Consider the following 23,203-nt stretch of genomic DNA (forward strand, 5'->3'; position numbering starts at 1 on the left):
GGGCCGCGCGGCGCTCTCTCGCGCGCGGCAGCGTTGATGCCGGTCGTTCGCCGACCGGGACTGCGGCGGACTAATGCGAGCCCGCCGGCTCGGACACGGAGTCCGGATGATGCGTGCGTGCGCGCCGCAGCGTCAAGACGAACAGCGCACCGCCCGACGGCGCGTTGCGCGCGGTCAGCGCACCGCCCGCGTCGCTCGCGATCGACGACGAGATCGCGAGGCCGAGCCCGAGCCCGCGCCCCATTTCCTTGGTCGTGAAGAACGGCTCGAACAGGCGCGGCAGCAGGTCGGGCGCGATGCCGGAGCCGTTGTCGCGCACCTCGACCGCGAGCGTCGCGGCCGACACCGCGATCGTCACTTCGATGGCAGGCGCCGCGATGCCCGCGACCGCGTCGAGCGCGTTGCCGAGCAGGTTGATCAGCACCTGCTCGAGGCGCAGGTCCTCGCAACGCGCGACGAGTTCGGGATAGTCGCGCGCCAGATCGAGCGGCGCGTCCTGCACGGGCGATACGGTCGCGTCTTGCAGCGTCAGCGTGAGCGCGACGCCGCGCAGGCGATCGCCGAGCAGCGACAGCACGCTGCGCAGCGCACGCACGACGAGCGCCCGCTCGTTGCGCGGCTTCGCGCGGCCGACGAACAGCTTCAACTGGTTCGTGATCTTGCCCATCCGCTCGGTGAGCGCGGCGATCGCCTCGAGGTTCTCGCGCGCGGCCGCCTGCTCGCCGCGATCGAGCAGCACGCGCGTGTTGTCCGAGAAGCTGCGCAGCGCGGCGAGCGGCTGGTTCAGTTCATGCGTGATGCCGGCCGCCATCTGGCCGAGCGCGGCGAGCTTGCCCGACTGGATCAGTTCGTCGTGCGCGGCGCGCAGCTCCTGCTCCGCGTGGATCCGGTCGCCGACTTCCTTCTGCAATTGCGCATTCGCTTCCGACAGATCGGCCGTGCGCTCCTCGACGCGCCGGTTCAGTTCCGCGTACGCCTGCTGCAGCAGCGCGCGACCGCGGATCATTTCGCGCACGCGGGCGCGGCGCATCCGCCAGTAGAACGCGAGCAGCGCGACCGACACGAAGCCGAAGCCCGTGACGATCGTCGCGTTGCGCGCATCGGTGTCGACGGGCGCGATCGGCGCGAGCGTGACGAGCTGCCAGTCGGGCTCGCCGATCCGCCGCTTGCTGGCCAGGAAGCGCGGCGCGCGCCGGCCGGGCCCGAGGCGCACGATCTCCGCATCGGCGCCGAGCGTCTGCTCGACGCGCAGCGGCAGCGGCGTGACGGGCTGCTGCGCGTACTGGCGCGTCTCGTAGATCGACGCGGCAACGGGCCCCGTCAACGGGCGCAGCGTGTGGTACTTCCACGCGGGCACCGACGACAGGAACACGACACCGTGATCGTCCACGACGACGAGCGGCTCGGACGCATCGGCGCCCTGGAACCATTCGAGATTGAGCTTCACGACGACGACGCCCGCGATCTTGCCGTCGCGCCACACGGGCTGCGAGATGTAGTAGCCGGGATCGCGCGAGATCGTGCCGATCCCGAAGAAGCGGCCGACCCGGCCGTTCATCGCGTCGAGGAAATACGGGCGGAAACGGTATTCGATCCCGACGAAGCTGTCGGGCGCGCGCCAGTTGCTGGCGGCGACGCACAGGCCGTCCGCGCCGATCACGTAGGTGACGGTCGCGTGCGCGTGTTCGTTGAGGTCTTCGAGATAGCGGTTGACGCGCGCGGTGTAGTCACCGCGCTTCGGCTCGGCGAGCAGGTCCTGCACATACGGATGGCTGCCGAGCAGATAAGGCAGCGATTCGTAGCGGTCGAGCGTGCTCTTGAGCGCGTTGGTGGTGCGGTCGACGCGCACCGCGGCGTTGCGCTGCAGCTCGGCGACGCCGCGTTGCCAGGTAATCGTCCACGTCAGCGCGCACGCCGCGACGAGCGCGGCGGCAAGCACGACGAGGATGAGCAGGCGGCGCGTCACGGTCGAGGCTTCCTGGCGATGCGGATCGCCTATTGTGTCATAGGCATCCAGATTGCCGCCGCGTGCCGCGCCGCCGGCGGGCGGTCCCGCCGCCTGCTCCTTCATGGTGTCAGACGCCGGCCGTCTCGGTCGTCGCAACCTCGCCGCCCTTCAGCGCCTGGTGCAGCTTGTCGCGGTCGAGCTCCTTCTCCCACGCGGACACGACGACCGTCGCGACGCCGTTGCCGACGATGTTGGTCAGCGCACGGCATTCGCTCATGAAGCGGTCGATGCCGAGGATCAGCACCATGCCCGACAGCGGGATCGTCGGCACGACGGCCAGCGTCGCGGCGAGCGTGATGAAGCCCGCGCCCGTCACGCCGCTCGCGCCCTTCGACGTCAGCATCGCGACCGCGAGCAGCGTGAGCTGCTGCATCCACGTCAGTTCGATGTTGGTCGCCTGCGCGATGAACAGCACGGCCATCGTCATGTAGATGTTGGTGCCGTCGAGGTTGAACGAATAACCGGTCGGTACCACGAGGCCGACGACCGAACGCGAGCAGCCGGCCTTCTCGAGCTTTTCCATCAGTTGCGGCAGCGCGGCTTCCGACGAGCTCGTGCCGAGCACGATCAGCAGCTCTTCCTTGATGTAGGACACGAAGCGGATGATCGAGAAACCCGTGAAGCGTGCGATCGCGCCGAGCACGACGAGCACGAACACGACCGACGTCAGGTAGAACGTGCCGATCAGCTTGAGCAGCGGCACCAGCGAGCCGACGCCGTACTTGCCGATCGTGAACGCCATCGCGCCGAACGCGCCGATCGGTGCCAGCTTCGTGACGATGTGCACGATGCCGAACAGCACGCGCGTGAGCCCGTCGATGAAGTCGGTGACGACCTTGCCGCGTTCGCCGAGGTGCGCGAGCACGCTGCCGAACAACAGCGCGATCAGCAGGATCTGCAGGATTTCGCCCTGCGCGAACGCGTCGACCATCGTGTTCGGGATGATGTGCATCAGGAAGTCGACCGTCGACTGCCCGTGCGCCTTCGCCGCATACGACGCGACTTCCTTGCCGTTCAGCGTCGCCGGATCGATGTTGAAGCCGACGCCCGGACGCAGGATGTGCGTGGCCGCGAGACCGAGCAGCAGCGCGAAGGTCGACACGATCTCGAAGTACAGCAGCGCCTTGCCGCCGACGCGGCCCACCTTCTTCATGTCCTCCATGCCGGCGATGCCGGTGACGACCGTACAGAAGATGATCGGACCAATCACCATCTTGATCAGCTTGATGAACCCGTCGCCGAGCGGCTTCATGTCGGTGGCGAGCGCCGGGTAGTAGTGGCCGAGGATCACGCCGACGATGATGGCGAAGATCACCTGCACGTAGAGGACTTTGTAGAAGGGTTTCTTCTTCACGATGGTTCCTGCTGAAGTAGATGAGCCGGTGGAAACGGCGTCACGCGCGCAGGCGAATGTCAGGGGAAGAGCATTCGCCCGCGCGGCTGCCGTGCCGCAACAAGCGATGCCTCAAGACATCCGGAGGGGGAGGAAGGCAGTGGTCATCGATTGTCTCCTTGTTTAATAGTCAGGCCGAGTGGGCGGCCATGCGTTTTATATCGCAAGGTCGATGCCAGGTTTACGGAACCCCTCAAACCGTTGTTTTCATTGTATTTCTCATAATGCGGCAGGCAAGGAAATCCGGGATTCCGGATTTCCGGAAAATATCCGTCCGGCGATCCGGACGGATGGGCGCTTTGGTCAGACGAATCAGTGCTGCACGGCCTCACCGGCCAGCAGGCCCGTCTGCGCGTAGAACTCCTGTCGCACGAACGCAGCGCGCTCGCGGCTCGATTCCACCCTCCATCCTTGTTTCCCTTATCGGAGGCCCCCCGCCGGGGTGAGCTTTCTCGCGGGGCCGACAGATCTGTATCGCACACCGTCAAAGCGGTAACTTTGGGCCGCTATAAACCCCGCGTTACCCCATCGGATTTCTACGTCTCGCATTCCATGCGAGACACTAGACTTGCCCTCGACAGAGTAGCCCCCTGCGTCCAAAATCACTTTGCCAGCATGACCGTTTCTCGAGTGCACGATCCACATGGGTCCAAGAGCAGTTCCCCATCCGCATGCATCCTTCGTGGTGAATAGAAATGCTTTTCCCTTGTCATCCAAATTGATGGGCTCACCTATTAAACGGCAACCTAAAGATTTGTATACAGAAAATGATCTATGAGCAGCAACCTCCTTCATCAGATCATGATTTTGATTTGCCAGCCCATCATCTTCCACAGTGTGATAAACCTCCCTCGCAGTCACTGCGGAAGCATAAAATATAACAGCGACAAGCACACTCCATCTCACAAGGACAGTCACGACTTACTCCACGATGTCTTTACATATATTACCTAAGAACAAGTCAGAATACGGCATCACATCTCTTTCTGAGATTTGACGCCCACCCGAGCTTAACCCCGGTCCGTCGTGGTGAACGGCGTACGTCATCAAATACAGCTCTCGTCCCGAATAGCGAGATTTAACCATTTTCATGTTATCCAACGTGTGCCTAACGAGTGCATCTGCGTTCGCCCTTGCATCGAATCTCTGCTCGTTGGTAAGAAGACCATACGATCGACCGATGCGATCAACAAATTGCCCCAGGTCTGTAGTACCGCCGCTAGTCAGTTTGACTTGCCACCACGCATTGCCCACCCTGTCTAAGGCGAAGACCTTGGGCAATTCGACTGGATTTTCCTTGGCGGCATGCGCCCCCTCTAGCACAGCCAGAACATAGATCTGTGGAAAAGCGCCGTTCTTGGGACCGCTGGCTGCACGCTATAGATTTCGAGAGTTTTTAAATTGATAAAACCATTGGAAATGCAAGAAAACGCTACCTTTCGAAGGTTACTCGGAGCCCCCTCAACTACCCATTTAGTGGCATGACATGGTACTGATACCTGCCAAACAAAAGGATATTTTATTCGTCGCGACGCCCCTCCAACCTCGACATGCGCACTCCAATTGAGCGCACATATTTATTAATAAAACCCATCACCCCGTCAAATTCATACTCATTAGCGAATACAACGACCTGCGCTTCCCATGAAATTGCGCCTTCCAAGAGATCGCGTACAAACTCGACGAAAACTTGGCGCGCAAACCATTTACCGCGTCAGCCTACCCTTCAGGATGGGTACCTGTCGGCGAATCGTCAAGACGTTCCCAACACGATCGGCATAAGTAATCACAAATCGGTGATCTTCGACTGCAGCCTCTTTAATGGCGACAAAAGCATCCATCCCTTGGGGTATATCCAACGCAATCTCCCCAACGACTCGAGATTGCTTTGAGAACATGGCATACATAGGAAGAGGATTCCGCTTGCTGAGCAAAACAATGCCACGCTCCACGTCATAGGCTTCGACGAAGGGAAACGGACCACCCAGCCCTTTCCTCTCGCTATAGAAATAGGTTGCTGAACACTGTGTTCCGCAAGGAAGGTCAATAACAAAAAACCCGGAAGTCATCGATATATTCGTTGGCGCATTAGGGAAATCGATGATCTTCTTCTCACCGGCAGCTCCGGATGCGTAGATTCCGCAATTCACGCCGCCGCCAGATTCCTAGCATCGCACCTTGATCTGAGCAGAACTGTCAGGAAAGTTCGTTGATTCATCCAACGCGACAGCTAAAGCACAATTTGCAATCAGAACAAGACAACCACATACGATAGAACTGAAAACCCTCATCGCCAACACCTTCCGAATTCTTCTCTCGTTCACTCGGCACCAAGAACAGGTCATTTCATGGTTGTGCAGCCATGCATCATCGATGTTATCGCCCGAACCTTCGCACCATCCTTGCTCAAAACGAAATACCTTTCGTTACAAATCTCTCGACTACCATCCTGAGATTCAGCGTGATATTTAACTTGAATCAGAAAACTGTCTGGACGACTATATAGATCAATGACGGTGGTCCGCCCCTGCGCATCCTTCATGGGCTCAATGCCATTGTTAGAAAACTCTGCGAGCGCCGTTGATTCCCGCCCACTCGAAAGGTCAGAAAGCGTAAAATATCGACACTCTGCGCCGCAGCTATGTCTGGCAATATAAAATCGACCGCCTGCATTCACATCGGGCTGACCTATCAGCTTCCCATAATTATCTCGCCACAACCCCTCGTCCTTTCTAGCAAAAGATGGGATCTGTAGCGAACCACGATACACATCCGCCCGATACTTCGAGAATGTTGGAATTTCATTCTGAGCACTGGAAGTCAAAACGTAGAAATTCTGAACCACAACAAATACGATGAGTAAGATGCCCCGCAAGATACACCTCTTATCAATCAATAAGATCATCTAGTGCACCTCGACTCGCTGCCAGATCAGATTTTCCGGTAAGCTCCTCACGAACGAACGTGGTGAATTTTGCATTCAAATCTTCCCAGCTTACTCCTCCTTGATCATACGGAGCCCCTGGAAAACTTGCCCACTCCAGCTTGCAATTTGCCTGAAAAACAGCCTTCGAAAGGTCTCCGTTCTTTATGAAATCAAGCGCCTTTCTTTTCATTTTTAGAATGACTACACAATACCTGTCCTGCGAGACGGGTGAGAAATCGCTCACATAAAATCGCTCTCGCCACCTTATCGATGGGGGATCATCCCATGTGTAACCCATGACCTGATAAGCGCCAGCGGCAGTAGAACTGTATCCCGAATCTTTAATTAATATCCTCGGATGATCAGCAAATGATTTACCAAAATCCTTTATGAACGATTTACCGCCAAAGAGCCTCTCATATCCTGCCACACCCTCTGTGCCCTCACTGTATCTTACTGTTCGAAGAAATGCCCTAACACGCGCCTCCTCAATGGAAATACTACCATCAAGAAAATTACTCAATTGTCCAACGGGGTGAATATGGAACACAAACGGATCGACCGGAAAGTCATTAACTTTCCCAGCGACCGCATCCCACCACACTAATTGTGTGATACGCGCTTTCTCCGCCTCCCAAGTCGTCTTTGATGACGGGGGAATCATCGCATCGTAGGCATCCCACGCCTTCTTATCTGCCTTCCATTCACTCGGATAGCGCAGGATGACACGCAACAGTTGGCAGATGGTGTCACGATCGCGCTGCGCCGCCTTCACTTCGGCCAAGGTGAGCTGACCGTCGTGATTGGCATCGAGCAGCGCTTGCACTTCGCGCAGCGGCGCGTCGAGGTCGGCGTCCTTCAATCCCAATTGCCCGCGCTGAAACTCCTCCATCTGCTTGAAGTCGGCAAAATAGCTGCCGTAGGCGGCCGTGGTTGGCTTGGACTCAATCAATTTGAAGTCCACCCACTCATGCGGCGAGTGCAGGGAAACACCAGCATGGCCCGCTTCGCCTACCCAGCCGATGGCGGTGGTACCCCCGCTAGTCAGCTTCACTTGCCACCACGCATTGCCCGCCTCATCTAAGGCAAACACCTTGGGCAGTTCCGTGGGGATTTGTTTGTCCGGTCTCGATTGCTGCAACATGAGCCGCGACAAGTGCTGCGGCTGCACACCGTTCTTGGGACCGTTGGCTGCGAACGTCAGTGGAAAACTTCCCCACCCTTGCGCCAGGCCCGCAGTCAACAATTTGCCTCCCTGGATACCGATCAGCGCAGTGTATGCATCTTTGGTAATCCAGACCGGTGTTTGGCTGGCAGCCCCGACGATAACTCCGCGGAAGCGCGTGGCTCCAGGTTGACCGACCGTCCCCTGCCGAGGCACGCGGACGATATCCGCTGCCGTGAACACGGCCCCATCGTTGAGACGGAACAGATTGGCCTCCTTGGCGCCCGTCGGCAACTTGGCTTTGCGGTCGATCCACTGCATAACCCCCGTTGGCTTGACTTTGACGTACAGGGCATCGTCAGGCGGCGTACCGTCCAAGGCGACAATGGTATTCACCGGCAGCAAACCGGCCTGCGGCGGCGCGAGTACCGGGTTATGCAACTGGGCATCTGGCGCCACCCGCAGCAGCGTTTTATGCTGAGGCGTGGCCTTTGCCGCAGCAGCACGACTCTTTTCCAGAAATGCGCGCAGTTCCGGTCCGACGATGACCTCGTGATGCATCAGCTTGCGGCTCTGCCCCGGATCCTGTACTCGCCGATACTCACCCATGTGGCCCAGCAGTTCGCCAGCTTTGACCGCCGGCGGGCTCGCTGGCGTAACCACGACATCAAAGTCCTCCGGCGCCTGGCCTCGTGCTTCCAGCCAGTTCATCGAGACCCATCCGTTATGCGCGGCGGCAGGCACCTCCGTCTGCGCAGTCGATGGCGGCACGATCGCTTTCTCGATCACGCGCTTGATCTTGACCCACTGTTTGTCGCGCTGGAGCACTGTGAAGCGAGCACCGTGTGGCAGGTAGCCAAGGACGGGGGAGTCTTTGGCAAACGAAGGTTTTGCACGCACGCTCAAACCAATGACCGGCTGATCGGTGGCCCCTTTTGGTACAGTTTGTTTCTCTTTGGCTGTTTCCTTGACGCGACAGATCTTGGCCGGCCAGTACGCCGGCCTCTTGACCGCACTTCCCATGCGTTCGTAATCGCCAAACGAGCGCAGGTGCATTGCCAAGCAGAAGTACGTGAGCTTATTGCCGGTCGGATATTCCAGGGTGTGCCGTGTCAGGACAAAGCCGGTACTAAAGGCGGCCGAGGTGGATTCGGCGGTCGTCGGCACTTTGGCCACCCCGGGGGAGGTCGGGTATTCGCGATTGATCCGGTAAGCGACCACTTCGCCTTTGGTCATGGCGCCGATGCCCTCGTCGAGGGACAGCAGGTTGGCCATCGCCGACTCATAGTGAATGCCACTATGTACGCCCGACGGTCCAAACACGTAGTAGCCGCCGCTGGCCATGCCGAGCGCGCTGTAGTAGACATCGGCGTCGACCACATCCTTTCCGGCCTTGTCCTTGAAGGGGTATTTGAAGTTAGCCATAAATGTCCGTGTGCTTAGGCATCGCCCGAGAAGGTCAGGTAAAAGGCGTCATCCGGCGGATCACCAAATACCGAGTCGCTAGATAGCGAGAGCGCGTGCCCTGCCCCCTTACGATCCTGGACCATTGGGCCCTTCATGCGGATAGCGATGGCCTCGATCTCCACGCCGCAATCGTCCAGCGTGATCGTGCCGCCGGGGCCACGCAGGCGGATTACCTCGCCGGCTTGCAACTCGACGACCTTGGTGCGATACCGAATGGCTTGCCCCGCCTCCAGCTCGGCACGCCCCTGCACGCGCTGCGTCAGATGCCCGCCAATATCGACCGTGTGATCGGCCGCCGTCTTGTCGCGACGATGGTTGCCGACTTCCTCCGTGCGGTCCTTCGCCGTGTGGATGGTGTGGTTACGGCCGATGGCCAGGAAATCGTCCTGCCCGATGTCGTGGCGGCGGTCCTGGCCGATGGTGACCTGCTCGTCATGGCCGACCGTCTCCTTGCGGTCGTTGCCGATGGCGATGGTTTCGTCGTGTTCCACCTGCTCGCTGCGGTCGTTGCCCACGAAGGTGGTTTCGTCGTGGTTGACGTGGATGTTCTGGTCTTTCTGCGCGTGGACGTAGATTTCCTCCTGATCCGCCTCGTCCTCGAAGCGCAGTTCGTTGTAGCCCTCGCCCTTGTGGGTCTGGCTCTTGATCGTCATCCGCGTCTTGTGTCGCGGCAGTTCGTACGGCGGCAATTGCAGGCGGTTGTACGCCCGCCCGATGATGAGAGGCTGGTCCGGGTCGCCATCCAGGTTGACTACAATGACCTCCTGCCCAATGCGCGGGATCGCCATATGGCCCCACGTCGCGCCGGCCCAGTTCTGCGCGACCTGGATCCAGCACGAGCTGTGCTCGTCGTACTTGCCCTCGCGATCCCACGGGAACTGCACCTTCACCCGGCCGTACTCGTCGGTGTAGATCTCTTCGCCTTCGGGGCCCACCACCGTCGCCGGCTGTGGGCCGTCGATGCGCGGGCGCGGCAGCGGCTCGGCGCGCCATTCGGCATCGTCCGGCACCAGCACCGCTTCGTAGCGGTAGTGCGTGCCTTGCTGCGCGTCGGCGCTCTCCTCCGCCTGGCTGGTGTATTGCTTGCCGTGATGGACGATGCTGACCGGGCGCCAGCCGCGATTCATGTCTTCGCGCGGGTGGCCGGTGAGGTCGAAGGCGATGCCCGGTTGCAGGCGCGCATCGTCGCCGTTCACCAACGCAATGCGCGCGTCGCGGCGGTGGCCGCGCAGGCGGTCCTGCGTGAAGGCCTTGCCGCTGGCTTCGTGCTTGTAGCGGCCCGGATAGTCGTAGCGCGCGTAGCCGCGGCCTTGGTGATCGAGGTCTGTGCCCTCGCGTGGGTACTCGTGCGGAAAGCGTGGACTCTTGAACGTGTAATCGCGCTGCACCTGGCGCGCGGTGCGCACGTTCTCGGTATAGGCGAACGTGCGCAGGCACGGCTGCGGCTGGTCGCCCCCGGGCGTAGGGTTATACAGCACCGGCTCGCCCTGCTGCCGGCCGAAGATAAAGAGGCGGTCGCAGTGGATCAGGCGATGCCCGTCGGCCTTGTGCTGGAAGGCGTAAAAAAAACCTTCCTCGCGCAGGATGCGCTCGATGAAGTCGTAGTCGGTGTCGCCTGCCTGCACGCAATACTCGCGCGACAAGTGCTCGTTGGTGACACGCTGCTCGTAGTCCAGCGTCTGGTTGTGCGCCTTGAGCACGGCCTGTGCAATCTCCGGAACGCTCAACGTCTGGAAGATGCGCCAATCCGACGACAGTTTCAGGCGGGCCAGGCGCGGTTCGACCACGGCCGAATAGCGGGTGCGTCGAAAGCCCGTCTCGCCTTGCACGAAACTCGACACCGCACCGTGCACGTAACGCACGGGCACGCCGCCCTGCCAAATCGTGAGCAGGCCGTTGCGGTCGAGCACCTCGCCAAAGTCGATGACGGGATTCGCGCTGGCCAGATCCACCTGCAACAGGAAGGTTTCGGACAAGCCCTCATGCAACGTGAATTCGACGACTTCAAACAATTCATCGCCAACGGTAAAGGTAAAGCGCAGGTCAGATTGGATAGCCATGGTTAAGCTGCTCGCTGAACGCCCAGCGGCAACGATTAACGATTGCGAGATCCCCGTCTATTGGACGAATCCGAAATTAGCGCTTTTCCGCGATTTGGCCTCCACCATATCCGTCAGTTGCCTTGGTCCTATCCGCGACCGAGCCAGACTGCCCCGGTCACCTTGTCGCAAATTCCGTCTCCACTGGCGATTACCTCTGCGCCTCTCCCCGAAAAACGAAACTCCGAAAGATCTCGATCCTCGGAGTTTCACTGCCCTCAACCACGAATCAATGCTGCACGGCCTCGCCGGCCAGCAGGCCCGTCTGCGCGTAGAACTCCTGCTGCGCAAACGCGTCGCGCTCGCGCCGCGCGCGCTCGCCGCGATCCGCGAGCGAACCGACGACGATCCCGATGAACGCGAGCGGCACCGACACGAGCGCCGGGTTGTCGAGGAACACCGGCGCGTGCGCGTGGTGCAGCACGTCGACCCACACCGACTTCGACAGCACCGTGAGCGCCACCGCCGACCCGAGGCCGAGGCCGCCGCCGAGCACCGCGCCGCGCGTCGTCATCCCGCGCCAGAAGATCGACATCGCGAGCACCGGGAAATTCGCGCTCGCGGCCACCGCCGCGACGAGCCCGACCATGAACGCGACGTTCACGTGCTCGAACAGGATCGACAGCCCGATTGCCACCGCCGACAGCCCGATCGTCGCCGCGCGCGAGATGCGCATCTCCAGCCGCTCGTCGGGCTTGCCGCGCGCCCACATCTGCGCATACAGGTCGTGCGAGATCGTCGTCGCGCCGGCGAGCGTCAGGCCCGCGACCACCGCGAGGATCGTCGCGAACGTGACGGCCGCGATAAAGCCGTAGAACCAGTTCCCGCCGACCGCCTGCGCGAGCTTCACCGCGACCATGTTCGAGCCGCCGAGCAAATCGTGCGTGAGGTTGAACGTACCGTCGGCGCCGAGCTTGAAGAACTCGGGATGCTGCGCGAGCAGCACGATCGCCGAGAAGCCGATCACGAAGGTCAGCAGGTAGAAGTAGCCGATGAAGCCGGTCGCGTAGAGCACCGACTTGCGCGCCTCCTTCGCGTTCGGCACCGTGAAGAAGCGCATCAGGATGTGCGGGAAGCCGGCCGTGCCGAACATCAGCGCGATGCCGAGCGACAGCGCGTTGGCCGGATCGCGGATCAGCTTGCCGGGCCCCATGATGCCGAGCGCGCCCGGATGCACGGCCACCGCGCGACGGAACATCTCGTCGATGCTGAAGCCGAATTCGCCGAGCGCGAGCAACACGAGCAGCGTCGCGCCGCACAGCAGCAGCACGGCCTTGATCACCTGCACCCAGGTGGTCGCGGTCATCCCGCCGAAGAACACGTAGACGACCATCAGCACGCCGACGATCACCTCGGCCGTGCCGTACGACAGCCCGAACAACAGCTGGATCAGCTTGCCCGCGCCGACCATCTGCACGACGAGGTACAGCACGACGATCGTCAGCGCGTTCGCAGAGGTCAGCAGCCGGATCGGCCGCTGCGCGAAGCGGTACGCGACGACGTCGACGAACGTGAACTTGCCGAGGTTGCGCAGCGGCTCGGCGATCAGGAACATCACGAACGGCCAGCCGACCAGAAAGCCGATCGAGTAGATGAGCCCGTCGAAGCCGAACATGAACACCATCCCGGACAGCCCGAGGAACGACGCGGCCGACATGTAGTCACCCGCGATCGCAAGGCCGTTCTGCAGCCCGGTGATGCCGCCGCCGGCCGTGTAGAAGTCGCGGGTCGAGCGCGTGCGGCGCGCGGCCCAGCGCGTGACCGCGAGCGTCGCGAACACGAACGCGAAGAACATCCCGATCGCGACCGGGTTCAGCTCGACCTTGTCGGGCATCGGGCCCGCGGCGGATACCGCATGGGCGGCGGAGGAAACGAGAACGGCAAGCGCGCCGAGCGCGATCGATGTGCGTCGCATGTCGGCCTCCGTCAGGAACGCTGCAGGATCGCGTCGACCCGGCGGTCGAACGCACGATTCGCGCGCAGCACGTAGCACGCGGTCAGGCCGATCGCGACCAGGATGATCGCGACGCCCGCGGCGATCCCGACCGTCGTCGTCGCGCCGCGATACAGCGGCGCCGCGAGCACGTGCGGCGCGAGCGCGACGAGCAGGATGAAGCCGTAGTAGGTCGCGATCATCAGCGCCGTCAGCGTGAAGCTGAAGCGGCGCCGCGCGCGCACGAGTTGCTGGTAGTCGCGGCGCGCCGTGACCGATTCGATGACGGAAAGCTCCATGGTGTCTCCAATGTCGACCGGAGTTGGCGCTTTAGCGCTTACTCCGGTCCCATGCCGTGGCTGGCTGGAGTCGGCGCTTCAGCGCTTACTCCAGCCCCACGGCGGTCGACCGGAGTTGGCGCTTTAGCGCTTACTCCGGTCCCATGCTTCGCGGTCGACCGGAGTCGGCGCTCGAGCGCTGACTCCGGTCCCCGCAGGGCGCCTCGTCGTTTCGCGAGGGTTGTCTTGTCGATGGCCGGCGCGTCAACCGATCCGCCCGCGCCGCGGCGGAAAAAACGCGTTACACGATGCGGTCCGCACGCAGCCGCGCGACCTCGTCGGCCGACATCCCGAGCCAGCCGCCGAGCACCGCGTCCGTATCCGCACCGAGCACCGGCGGCGCGCCGCGCACCGGCAGCCGCGCGCCGTCGAAGCGGTGCGGCGGCGCGAGCACGTCGACGCCACCCGCGACCGGATGCGGCTGCCGCGTGACGAGCCCCGCGCGGGTCGCGCGCTCGGACCTCAGCGCTTCGTGCAGCCCGAGCACTTCACCGCACGGAATGCCCGCATCGGCGAGCGCCGCAAGCAGCGTCGCGCGCGACCGGCGCGCCAGTTCGCGGCGAAGCTCGGGCAGCAAATCGGCGCGGTTTTCCGAGCGGCCAAGGTTGGTCTTGTAACGCATGTCGGCCGCGAGATCGGGCCGCTCGATCGCATCGCAAAAGCGCGCGAACTGCGTGTTGTTGCCGACCGTGATCACGAGCGGGCCGTCGGCCGCGTCGAACACGCCGTACGGCACGATCGACGGATGCGCGTTGCCGTAGCGCGGCGGGTCCTCGCCCATCAGCAGCGCGTCGAGCCCGTAGTACGCGGTGATCATCAGCCCGCAGTCGAACAGCGCCATCTCGATGCGCCGCCCGCGCCCCGTCGCATGGCGCTCGTACAGCGCGGCGAGGATCGCCTGCGCCGAATACATGCCGGTGAACAGGTCGACCGCCGCGACGCCGAACTTCAGCGGCGGCTGGCCGGCCTCGCCGTTCAGCGCCATCAGCCCGGCCTCGCCCTGCACGACGAGGTCGTAACCTGGCCGCGCGGCTTCGGCGCCCGAGCGGTCGTAACCAGAGATCGCGCAGTGCACGAGGCGCGGGTTCAGCTCGGCCAGCGCGTCGTAGCCGAGGCCGAGCTTTTCCGCGCCGCCGAACTTGAAGTTGTGGACCAGCACGTCGGCCTGCGCGGCCAGCTCGCGCGCGATGCGCTGCCCATCTTCGGTCTGCAGGTCCAGGCAGATCGACCGCTTGCTGCGGTTCACGCTGTTGAAGTAGGTCGTCTCGGTATCGCCGATCCGCAGCCCCCAGTCGCGCGTGTCGTCGCCGCGCGCCGGATGCTCGACCTTGATCACTTCCGCGCCGAAATCGGCGAGCACCATCGCGCACCACGGGCCCGCGAGCACGCGCGAGAAATCGAGCACCTTCACGCCGGCGAGCGGCAAAACGCGCGCTTCGTTCGTCATCCTTGTCTCCTCCGTTCGCGTTGTCCGCTTTTACTGTTTCGACAGCGCGATGTAGCGCGCGAGATGGTGATCCTCGTCGCCGAGCTGGTGATCGATCATCACGAGGCGTTTCGCGTAATGCGACAGCGGCAGCTCCCACGTCATCCCGATCCCGCCGTGCAACTGGATGCTCTCCTCGGCGACGAGCGTGCCGATCCGGCCGATGCTGACCTTCGCCGCCGCAAGCGCGCGCTCGCGCACCGCGCGCGGCGCATCGAGCTGCGCGGCCGCGTTGATCACGGCGGAGCGCGCCTGCTCGACTTCGAGCAGCAGGTCGGCCATCCGGTGCTGCAGCGCCTGGAAGCTGCCGATCGGCAATCCGAACTGCTTGCGCGTGCGCAGGTAGTCGAGCGTGTGTTCCTTCGCGACGTCCATCGCGCCGAGCGCTTCCGCCGACAGCGCGAGCAGCCCGTAGCCGAGCACCCGTTCGAGCAGCGCCACGCCCGCTTCGCCGTCGCCGCCCGGCTCGCCGAGCGCGGCATCGATCGGCAGCGCGACACGATCGAAGCGCACCTCGGCCGCACGGCCGCCGTCGATTTTCCTGTAGTCGCGCAACGACACGCCCGGCGCATCGGCCGGCACGACGAACAGGCCGATGCCGGCCGCATCGTCGTCGTGGCCGGACGTGCGCGCGCTGACGACGAAGAACGCCGCCTGCGCGGCCTGGTCGACGACGCCCTTCGCGCCCGTCAGCACCCAGCCGTCGCCGGAGCGTTCGGCGCGCGTGCGCACGGTCGTCAGTTCGTAGTGCGAGCCCGGCTCGTCGTGCGCGAACGCGGCGCTCGCGCTGCCGTCGATCAGCGCCGCAAGCTTGTCGCGATGCGCATCGCCGCCGGCAAGCGACAGTGCGCGACCCGCGAGCAACGCGCCGAGGAACGGCTCGACGACGAGCCCGCGCCCGAGGCATTCGAACACCACGGCGATATCGAAGCCCGCGCCGCCGAAGCCGCCGTCGGCTTCGGGAAACAGCGCGCCGACCGTGCCGAGTTCGGCCAAGCGCTGCCACATCGCGCGATCGAAGCCTTCGGCCGACTGCGCGATGCGATCGCGCACCGGGAACGCGTACTGTTCGGCGATGAAGCGGTTCAATGTGTCCGCCAGCATCCGGCGGTCTTCTGTGTGCTGGAAATCCATCGTCGCGTCCCTCGTTACAGCCCGAGCATCATCTTCGCGATGATGTTCTTCTGGATCTCGTTCGAGCCGCCGAAGATCGACAGCTTCCGGTTGTTGAAGTACTGCTGCGCGGCGCTCGCGGCATCGTCCGGGCCGACCGGTTCGCCGTCGTAATCGGCATCGAGCGCTTCGTCGACGAACGGCTGCGCGTACGGCCCCATCGCGCGCCGCATCAGCGACGCGATCTCCTGGCGGATCTGCGTGCCACGGATCTTCAGCATCGAGCTTTCCGCGCCCGGCGCGCCGCCGCCCGCGACCGCGGCCAGCACGCGCAGGTTGGTCGTGCGCATGTTCTCGAGCTCGATCTCGACCCGCGCGACGCGCGCCGCGAAGAACGGATCGTCCGCGAGCGGCTTGCCGTTCTTCGTCACCTTCGCGGCGACCGCGCGCAGCCGGTCGAGCGCGGCCGTCGAAAAGCCGATCCCGGCGATGTTGGTGCGCTCGTACGTGAGCAGGAACTTCGCGTAGGTCCAGCCGCGGTTCTCTTCGCCGACGAGGTTTTCCGCCGGCACGCGCACGTCGGTGAAGAACACCTCGTTCACCTCGTGCTCGCCGTCGAGCGTGATGATCGGGCGCACGTCGACGCCCGGCGTGTTCATGTCGATCAGCAGGAAGCTGATGCCTTCCTGCTTGCGCACGTCGGTCGCGGTGCGCACGAGGCAGAAGATCATGTTCGCGTAGTGGCCGAGCGTGGTCCACGTCTTCTGGCCGTTCACGATGTAGTGTTCGCCCTGCGCGTCGAACCCGCGCACCGCGCTCGTCTTCACCGCCGCGAGATCGGAACCGGCGCCCGGCTCCGAGTAGCCCTGGCACCACCAGTCGCTGCCATCGAGGATGCGCGGCAGCCAGTGGCGCTTTTGCGCTTCGTTGCCGTACTTGATCAGCACGGGGCCGAGCATGTTGACGCCGAACGGCACGACGCGCGGTGCACCGGCGAGCGCGCATTCGTTGTCGAACAGGAACTTCTGCGCGACGCTCCAGCCGGGGCCGCCGTATTCGCGCGGCCAGTGGCTCGCGAGCCAGCCGCGCGCGTTGAGGATCGCATGCCATTCGCGCATGTCGTCGCGCGTGAGGTGCAGGCCGCCCTTCACCTTGCGCGCGATGCGCTCGGGCAGTTCGGCTTGCAGGAAGCGCTGCACGTCCGTGCGGAAGGCTTCCTCTTCGGGAGTGAAATTGAGGTCCATCTTCGGTCCGTTGCGAATGCGGTTGGCGTTCAGTCGATGCGGTTCAGGCTCGCGAAATCCGCGCCGCGCGCGACGAGTTCGACGATCAGCGGCGACGGCTTCCAGAACAGCGGATCCTCCTTCGCGAACGCGCGGATATCGGCGAGCACGTTCGCGAGGCCGAGCGTGTCCGCGTAGTGCATCGGGCCGCCGCGATAGCGCGGGAAGCCATAGCCGTACAGGAACACCGCGTCGACATCGAGCGGGCGCAGCGCGATCTTCTCGTGCACGACGTTCGCGCCTTCGTTGATCATCGCGGCGAGGTAGCGGCGCAGGATTTCGTCGTCGGTGAACGTGCGCGGCGCGACGCCCTTCTTCGCGCGTTCTTGCGCGACGATCGCGTCGACTTCCGGGTCCGGCGTGCCGACGCGCGCACCGTCCGGATACAGGTAGTAGCCGCGCGACGTCTTCTGCCCGAACCAGCCGCGCTCGCACAGCCGGTCGGAAATCTCCACGTAGCGCGCGCGCGGATCGCGCGTCGCCGCGCGGCGCTTGCGGGTCGCCCAGCCGATGTCGCCACCCGCGAGATCGACGACCTGGAACGGCCCCATCGGGAAACCGAATTCGCGCACCGCGCGATCGATCTGGTACGGCGACGCGCCGTTTTCCATCAGGTAGTCGGCGGCCGTGCGATAGACGGCGAGGATCCGGTTGCCGATGAAGCCGTCGCATACGCCCGCGCGCACCGGCGTCTTCTTCAACTGCTTCGCGAGCGCGAACGCGGTCGCGACGACGTCCGCGCCGACGCGCGCCGGCACGACGATCTCGAGCAGCTTCATCACGTTGGCCGGCGAGAAGAAATGCAGGCCGATCACGTCGGCAGGCCGGTCGATGCTCGCGGCCAGTTCGTCGATGTCGAGATACGACGTGTTGGTCGCCAACACCGCGCCCGGCTTGCAGACGCGCGCGAGTTCGGCGAACACGGCCTGCTTCACGGCCATGTCCTCGAACACGGCCTCGATCACGACGTCGGCCTGCGCGAGCGCGTCGTACGACGTGCTGCCCTTGAAGCGCGCGAGCCGCGCCGCGTGCGCGGCCGGCGTCATCCGCCCTTTCGAGACGAGGCCGTCGTACACCTTCTCGACGTGCGCCCGGCCGCGTGCGAGCGACGCTTCGTCGCGTTCGATCATCGTCACCGGCAGCCCGGCGTCGAGTGCCGCGACCGCGATGCCCGCGCCCATCGTGCCGCCGCCGATCACGCCGATCCGTTCGACCGGCCGAGCATTCGCGCGCCGTGCCTCGGGTGCCTTCGCGGCTTCGCGTTCCGCGAAGAACGCATGCACGAGGCCCGCGCGCTGCGGGCTGTCGATGCATTGCAGGAACAGGCTGCGTTCGAACTTCATCCCCGCGTCGAACGACTGCGTGAGCGCGGCCTCGACCGCTTCGACGATCTTCGCCGGCGAGAACAGCCCGCGCGACTTCTTCGGCAGCTCCGCGCGCGCCGCGTCGATCGCGGCCTGCGCGGCCGCCCGATCGGCGAGCCCCTGTGCGTCACGCGTACGGCGCGCCGGCGCGCCGAGCGACACGAGTTCCTGCGCATACGCGAGGCCTTCGGCGAGCGTGTCGTCGCTGTGCGCGACGCGGTCGACGAGGCCGAGCGCGAGCGCTTCGTCCGCGCTCGCGTGGCGGCCCGTCAGCATCAGGTCGAGCGCGGCCTTCGCGCCGATCAGGCGCGGCGCGCGCTGCGTGCCGCCCGCACCGGGCAGCAGGCCGAGCGTGACTTCAGGCAGCCCGAGCTTCGCGCCGGGCACTGCGAGCCGGTAATGCGCGGCCAGCGCGACTTCGAGCCCGCCGCCGAGCGTCGCGCCGTGCAGCGCGACCACGACCGGCTTCGTGCTCGACTCGATCCGCTCGCACACGTCGGGCAGCGACGGCGGCACCGGCGGCTTGCCGAATTCGCGGATGTCGGCGCCCGCGATGAAGTTGCGGCCGGCGCCGACGATCAGCACCGCGCGGATCGCGTCGTCGGCCTGCGCGAGGTCGAGCGCGTCGGCGAGGCCGCGCCGCACGTCGGCCGACAGCGCGTTGACGGGCGGGTGGTCGATCGTGACGACGAGCACCTTGTCGCGCCGCTCGCGCGTGACGGTGCCGGCTTGGGAGGGTTCGGGGGAAGCGGTCGAGTTCATTGTGTCTCCTGTGCGGTGCGCCGGGCGCGCGGGACCGGTCGTCAGGCCGGCGAGCCGTGCCGGTTCCCGAGCCTGATCCCGCGCGGCGGGAAACGATCCGGCGTGTTTGCCGGGCATGACTCGATTCTCGATTGATCGAGATTCATTGACAATTCCCGCGTGCCTTTACAAGCTGTCAAGTCTGACTTGACATTGAATGCTTTCCGACCGTTAAACGGGACGGATCAGGAGCGAACGCATGGACCTGAACGCGCTGACGCTGCTCGTCGAAATCCTCGACGCCGGCAACCTGAGCAAGGCCGCGCAGCGGCTCAAGATGAGCCGCGCGAACGTCAGCTACCGGCTGAACCAGCTCGAGCGCTCGATCGGCCAGCAGCTGGTGCGGCGCACGACGCGGCGCATCGAGCCGACCGAGATCGGGCTGAAGCTGTACGAACACGGCCGGCGCATCCGCAACGAACTGCTCGCCGCGGAGGAATCGGTGACGACGCTCGGCCAGGACCTGCAGGGCCGCGTGCGGCTGTCGGTGCCGAGCGGTTATGGGCAGATGGTGATGTCCGAATGGCTGCTCGCATTCAAGCGGCTGCATCCGGGGATCGTGCTCGACGTCGTGTTCGAGAATCGCGTGGAAGACCTGATGCGCGACGAGATCGACATCGCGGTGCGCGTGATGCCCGAGCCGCCGCAGAACCTCGTCGCGCGCGACATGGGCGCGGTGCGCTACGTCGCGTGCGCGTCGGCCGCGTTCGCGGCCGCGCACGGGATGCCGGCAAGCCTCGGCGCGCTGGCCGCCGCGCCGGTCGTCACCGCGACGGTGATGGGCCGCCAGCTCAGGATCGCCGCGTATCTCGGCGACGAGCGCCACGAGGTGCTGCTCGAACCCACGCTGATTTCGGAGAACTTCCTGTTCCTGCGCCAGGCGATCCTCGCGGGGATCGGCGTCGGCATCGTGCCCGACTACGTGGTGCAGGACGACATGCGGCGCGGCGCCGTCGTCACGTCGCTCGACGCGTACCGGCTCAGCATCTTCGGTACGCACATGTACATGCTCTACATGCCGAACCGGCACCACACGCGCGCGACGTCGACGTTCATAGAGTTCATCCTCGAACAGGCCGGGAAGACCGGCCGGGGCGGGCCGGGCGGGATGCGTCAGGGTTTCCTGTCGGGTGACAATCCGCCGGCCGCGCGGCGACAATAGCGCGCCGGGGCGCGCGGCCCCGTTGCGCCCGCACCATCGCTTCATTCGAATTCACTGCTGCCGAGGGTTCAATGTTCGACCGGATTCGTCCGCATTCGCGTCCCTGGACGCTGCTCGCCGCCATCGCGCTCGTCGCGTTCAACGCCGGCTGCACGTCCCCGTCCGCGCCGTCGGGCGCCGTCGTCCCGGTTGCCCCCGCGTCGGGCGCCGCCGTCCCGCTGCCCGGCTTCCATGCGCCCGAGCTGTCGTCCGGCTGGGTCGACAAGCCGGGTTGGACGTCGCAGCACAGCATGATCGCGGCCGCGAATCCGCTCGCGACGCAGGCCGGCTACGAGATGCTGAAGGCCGGCGGCACCGCGATCGACGCCGCGATCGCGACGCAGATGGTGCTCGCGCTCGTCGAGCCGCAATCGTCGGGGATCGGCGGCGGCGCGTTCATGCTGTACTTCGACGGCAAGGCGACGCAGGCGTACGACGGCCGCGAAACCGCGCCGGCCGCCGCGACCGACCGCCTGTTCTACGGGCCGACCGGCCAGCCGATGGGCTTCTACGAAGGCGTCGTCGGCGGTCGCTCGGTCGGCACGCCGGGCGTGCTGCGCATGCTCGACGCCGCGCACCGCGCGCACGGCAAGCTGCCGTGGCGCCGGCTGTTCCAGCCCGCGATCCGGCTCGCCGAGCACGGCTTCACGATCAGCCCGCGGCTCGCGATGCTGATCGCGAACGACAGGTACCTGAAGAACGACCCGGCCGCGCGCGCGTACTTCTACAACCCGGACGGCACGCCGAAGGCGGCCGGCACGGTGCTGAAGAACCCCGCGCTCGCGACCGTGCTGCGCCAGGTCGCCGACCGCGGCGCGAACGCGTTCTACTCCGGCGCAATCGCGCGCGACATCGTCACCAAGGTGCGCAAGCACCCGACCAATCCGGGCCTGCTGTCGCTCCAGGATCTCGCGCGCTACAAGGCGAAAGTGCGCACGCCGCTGTGCGCCGACTACCGGCGCTCGGTCGTCTGCGGGATGCCGCCGCCGTCGTCGGGCGGCCTCGCGATCGCGCAGATGCTCGGCATCCTTGAAGCGATGCCCGACTGGCAGCAGATCGGCGCGCAGAAGCCGGTGCGCAACGACGTCGGCTACGAGCCGACGCCATTCGCCGCGCACCTGTTCAGCGAAGCCGGACGCCTCGCGTATGCGGACCGCGCGCGCTATGTCGCCGATCCCGATTTCGTGTCGCTGCCGGGCGGCAACTGGGCGAGCCTCACCGACAAGACCTATCTCGCGCAGCGCGCGCGATTGATCGGCGACAACAGCATGGGCGTCGCGCAGGCCGGCACGCCGCAGGGCGCGACGCTCGCGATGGCCGACGACCGCAGCCCCGAACTGCCGTCGACGTCCGACATCGCGATCGTCGACCGCTACGGCCAGGCGCTGTCGATGACGACGAGCGTCGAGGATGCGTTCGGCTCGCGGCTGATGGTGCGCGGCTTCATGCTGAACAACCAGCTCACCGATTTCTCGTTCGTGTCGAACGACAACGGCCGGCCGGTCGCGAACCGCGTGCAGCCCGGCAAGCGGCCGCGTTCGGCGATGTCGCCGGAGCTCGTGTTCGACAAGAAGACGAAGCAGGTGACGATGATCGTCGGCTCGGCCGGCGGCCCCGCGATCATCAATCACGTCGCGAAGACGCTGGTCGGCGTGCTCGACTGGGGGATGACGATGCAGCAGGCGATCGCGCTGCCGAACTTCGGGTCGATGAACGGGCCGACGCAGCTCGAGCGCGGCCGCGTGTCGGACGCGCTTGCCGACGGGTTGAAGGGCCGCGGACACGACGTGCAGGTCGTCGAGATGAACTCGGGGCTGCAGAGCATCCAGCGGCTGAACGTGCAGGGGCAGACGGTGTGGTTCGGCGGTGCGGATCCGCGGCGTGAAGGGATGGCGATGGGGGATTGACGCTGTGGCGGCCGGCGCCGCGATCTCGCGTAGACTGGCAAGCCCCGCACCGACGAGCCACGACATGAACTCGACGACACTCGTGCTGTATGTCATCACCGTATCAGCCGTAACGGTCACGCCCGGCCCGACGATGCTGCTGGCGCTGAACAACGGCGCCACGCGCGGCATGCGCATCGCGGCCTACGGCATCGCCGGCGCCGCGCTGTCCGACCTGATTCTGATCGGCGCGGTCGGATGTGGGCTCGGTGCGCTCATGCAGGCGTCGGAACACCTGTTCGTCATGTTGAAGTGGGCGGGTGCCGCGTACCTGCTCTACCTCGCCTGGGCCCTCTGGCGAGCCCCCGCGTCCGTGCCGCCGGCCGACGCCGTGCAAGCCGACGGCGCCCACGACGGCCGCTCCGCCTTCAAGCGCTCGCTTCTCGTCGCGCTGTCCAATCCGAAGGGCTTGCTGTTCTTCTCGGCGTTCCTGCCGCAGTTCATCCAGCCGCAATCGAACGTCGCGGCCCAGTACGCGACGCTGGCGATCCTCACCGCCCTGATCGACATCCTGTTGATGGGGATCTACGCAGTGAGCGGCTATCACGTGATGAAGGCCATGTCCGAACGGGCCCTGAAGTGGCTCAATCGCGGCTGCGCCGGCATGCTGGCCGGACTGGCGGTGGCCCTCAGTCTCTATCGCCGCGGCGCCGCGGCCTGATGCGATAACGACACCGACG

The 23,203-nt window shown here is 64.7% G+C and carries 15 protein-coding genes; 3 read left to right on the forward strand and 12 right to left on the reverse strand.

The genetic code is table 11. The features are described 5' to 3' along the window. Window positions 1-70: 70 nt before the first annotated feature. The 12 genes from R9B84_RS15130 to R9B84_RS15185 form a co-directional block, all read right to left on the reverse strand. Entirely contained in the window at window positions 71-2,071 is a 2,001-nt protein-coding gene (locus R9B84_RS15130; protein ID WP_423758544.1) for a sensor histidine kinase, read from the reverse strand. A gap of 4 nt (window positions 2,072-2,075) precedes the next feature. Further along, the gene (locus R9B84_RS15135; RefSeq protein ID WP_423758545.1) at window positions 2,076-3,362 is read right to left on the reverse strand and encodes a dicarboxylate/amino acid:cation symporter; all 1,287 of its coding nucleotides are present in this window, start codon (window positions 3,360-3,362) and stop codon (window positions 2,076-2,078) included. A 1,745-nt stretch (window positions 3,363-5,107) separates the two neighbouring features. Continuing rightward, window positions 5,108-5,470: a hypothetical protein gene (locus tag R9B84_RS15140; RefSeq protein ID WP_423758546.1), complete on the reverse strand. Its 363-nt coding sequence runs from the start codon at window positions 5,468-5,470 to the stop codon at window positions 5,108-5,110. A gap of 272 nt (window positions 5,471-5,742) precedes the next feature. Continuing rightward, on the reverse strand, window positions 5,743-6,306 hold the full coding sequence (locus R9B84_RS15145; protein WP_423758547.1) for a hypothetical protein: 564 nt from the start codon (window positions 6,304-6,306) through the stop codon (window positions 5,743-5,745). Continuing rightward, a complete protein-coding gene (locus R9B84_RS15150) occupies window positions 6,290-8,917 on the reverse strand; it encodes a hypothetical protein (RefSeq protein ID WP_423758548.1) in 2,628 nt (875 codons plus the stop codon). The genes R9B84_RS15145 and R9B84_RS15150 overlap by 17 nt, the downstream gene beginning before the upstream one ends. A 14-nt stretch (window positions 8,918-8,931) precedes the next feature. Beyond that, window positions 8,932-11,019 carry a type VI secretion system Vgr family protein gene (locus R9B84_RS15155; RefSeq protein ID WP_423758549.1) on the reverse strand — a complete coding sequence of 696 codons (2,088 nt, stop codon included), beginning with the start codon at window positions 11,017-11,019 and terminating at the stop codon, window positions 8,932-8,934. Window positions 11,020-11,287: 268 nt separating this feature from the next. Beyond that, entirely contained in the window at window positions 11,288-12,973 is a 1,686-nt protein-coding gene (locus R9B84_RS15160; protein WP_423758550.1) for a cation acetate symporter, read from the reverse strand. An 11-nt stretch (window positions 12,974-12,984) separates the two neighbouring features. Beyond that, complete coding sequence (locus R9B84_RS15165) at window positions 12,985-13,290, reverse strand: DUF485 domain-containing protein (RefSeq protein ID WP_014895931.1); 306 nt, start codon at window positions 13,288-13,290, stop codon at window positions 12,985-12,987. Between the two features lie 280 nt (window positions 13,291-13,570). Continuing rightward, window positions 13,571-14,776: a CaiB/BaiF CoA transferase family protein gene (locus R9B84_RS15170; protein ID WP_423758551.1), complete on the reverse strand. Its 1,206-nt coding sequence runs from the start codon at window positions 14,774-14,776 to the stop codon at window positions 13,571-13,573. A gap of 30 nt (window positions 14,777-14,806) precedes the next feature. Further along, a complete protein-coding gene (locus R9B84_RS15175; protein ID WP_423758552.1) occupies window positions 14,807-15,949 on the reverse strand; it encodes an acyl-CoA dehydrogenase family protein in 1,143 nt (380 codons plus the stop codon). Between the two features lie 14 nt (window positions 15,950-15,963). Beyond that, on the reverse strand, window positions 15,964-17,172 hold the full coding sequence (locus R9B84_RS15180) for an acyl-CoA dehydrogenase family protein (protein WP_423758553.1): 1,209 nt from the start codon (window positions 17,170-17,172) through the stop codon (window positions 15,964-15,966). A 29-nt stretch (window positions 17,173-17,201) separates the two neighbouring features. Continuing rightward, complete coding sequence (locus tag R9B84_RS15185) at window positions 17,202-19,337, reverse strand: 3-hydroxyacyl-CoA dehydrogenase NAD-binding domain-containing protein (protein WP_423758554.1); 2,136 nt, start codon at window positions 19,335-19,337, stop codon at window positions 17,202-17,204. 238 nt (window positions 19,338-19,575) lie between these two features. Here R9B84_RS15185 and R9B84_RS15190 point away from each other — a divergent pair, with 238 nt between their 5' ends. From R9B84_RS15190 to R9B84_RS15200, 3 genes are all read left to right on the forward strand, one after another. Continuing rightward, window positions 19,576-20,538, forward strand: a complete 963-nt coding sequence (locus R9B84_RS15190; RefSeq protein WP_423758555.1) for a LysR family transcriptional regulator — start codon at window positions 19,576-19,578, stop codon at window positions 20,536-20,538. 71 nt (window positions 20,539-20,609) lie between these two features. After that, on the forward strand, window positions 20,610-22,484 hold the full coding sequence (ggt, locus tag R9B84_RS15195) for a gamma-glutamyltransferase (RefSeq protein ID WP_423758556.1): 1,875 nt from the start codon (window positions 20,610-20,612) through the stop codon (window positions 22,482-22,484). A gap of 64 nt (window positions 22,485-22,548) precedes the next feature. Next, window positions 22,549-23,184 (forward strand): LysE family translocator, encoded by a 636-nt coding sequence (locus R9B84_RS15200; RefSeq protein WP_423758557.1) that lies wholly within the window; start codon window positions 22,549-22,551, stop codon window positions 23,182-23,184. Window positions 23,185-23,203 lie beyond the last annotated feature (19 nt).

This window comes from Burkholderia sp. NLJ2, from assembly GCF_049487195.1.
Lineage (GTDB): Bacteria > Pseudomonadota > Gammaproteobacteria > Burkholderiales > Burkholderiaceae > Burkholderia > Burkholderia pyrrocinia.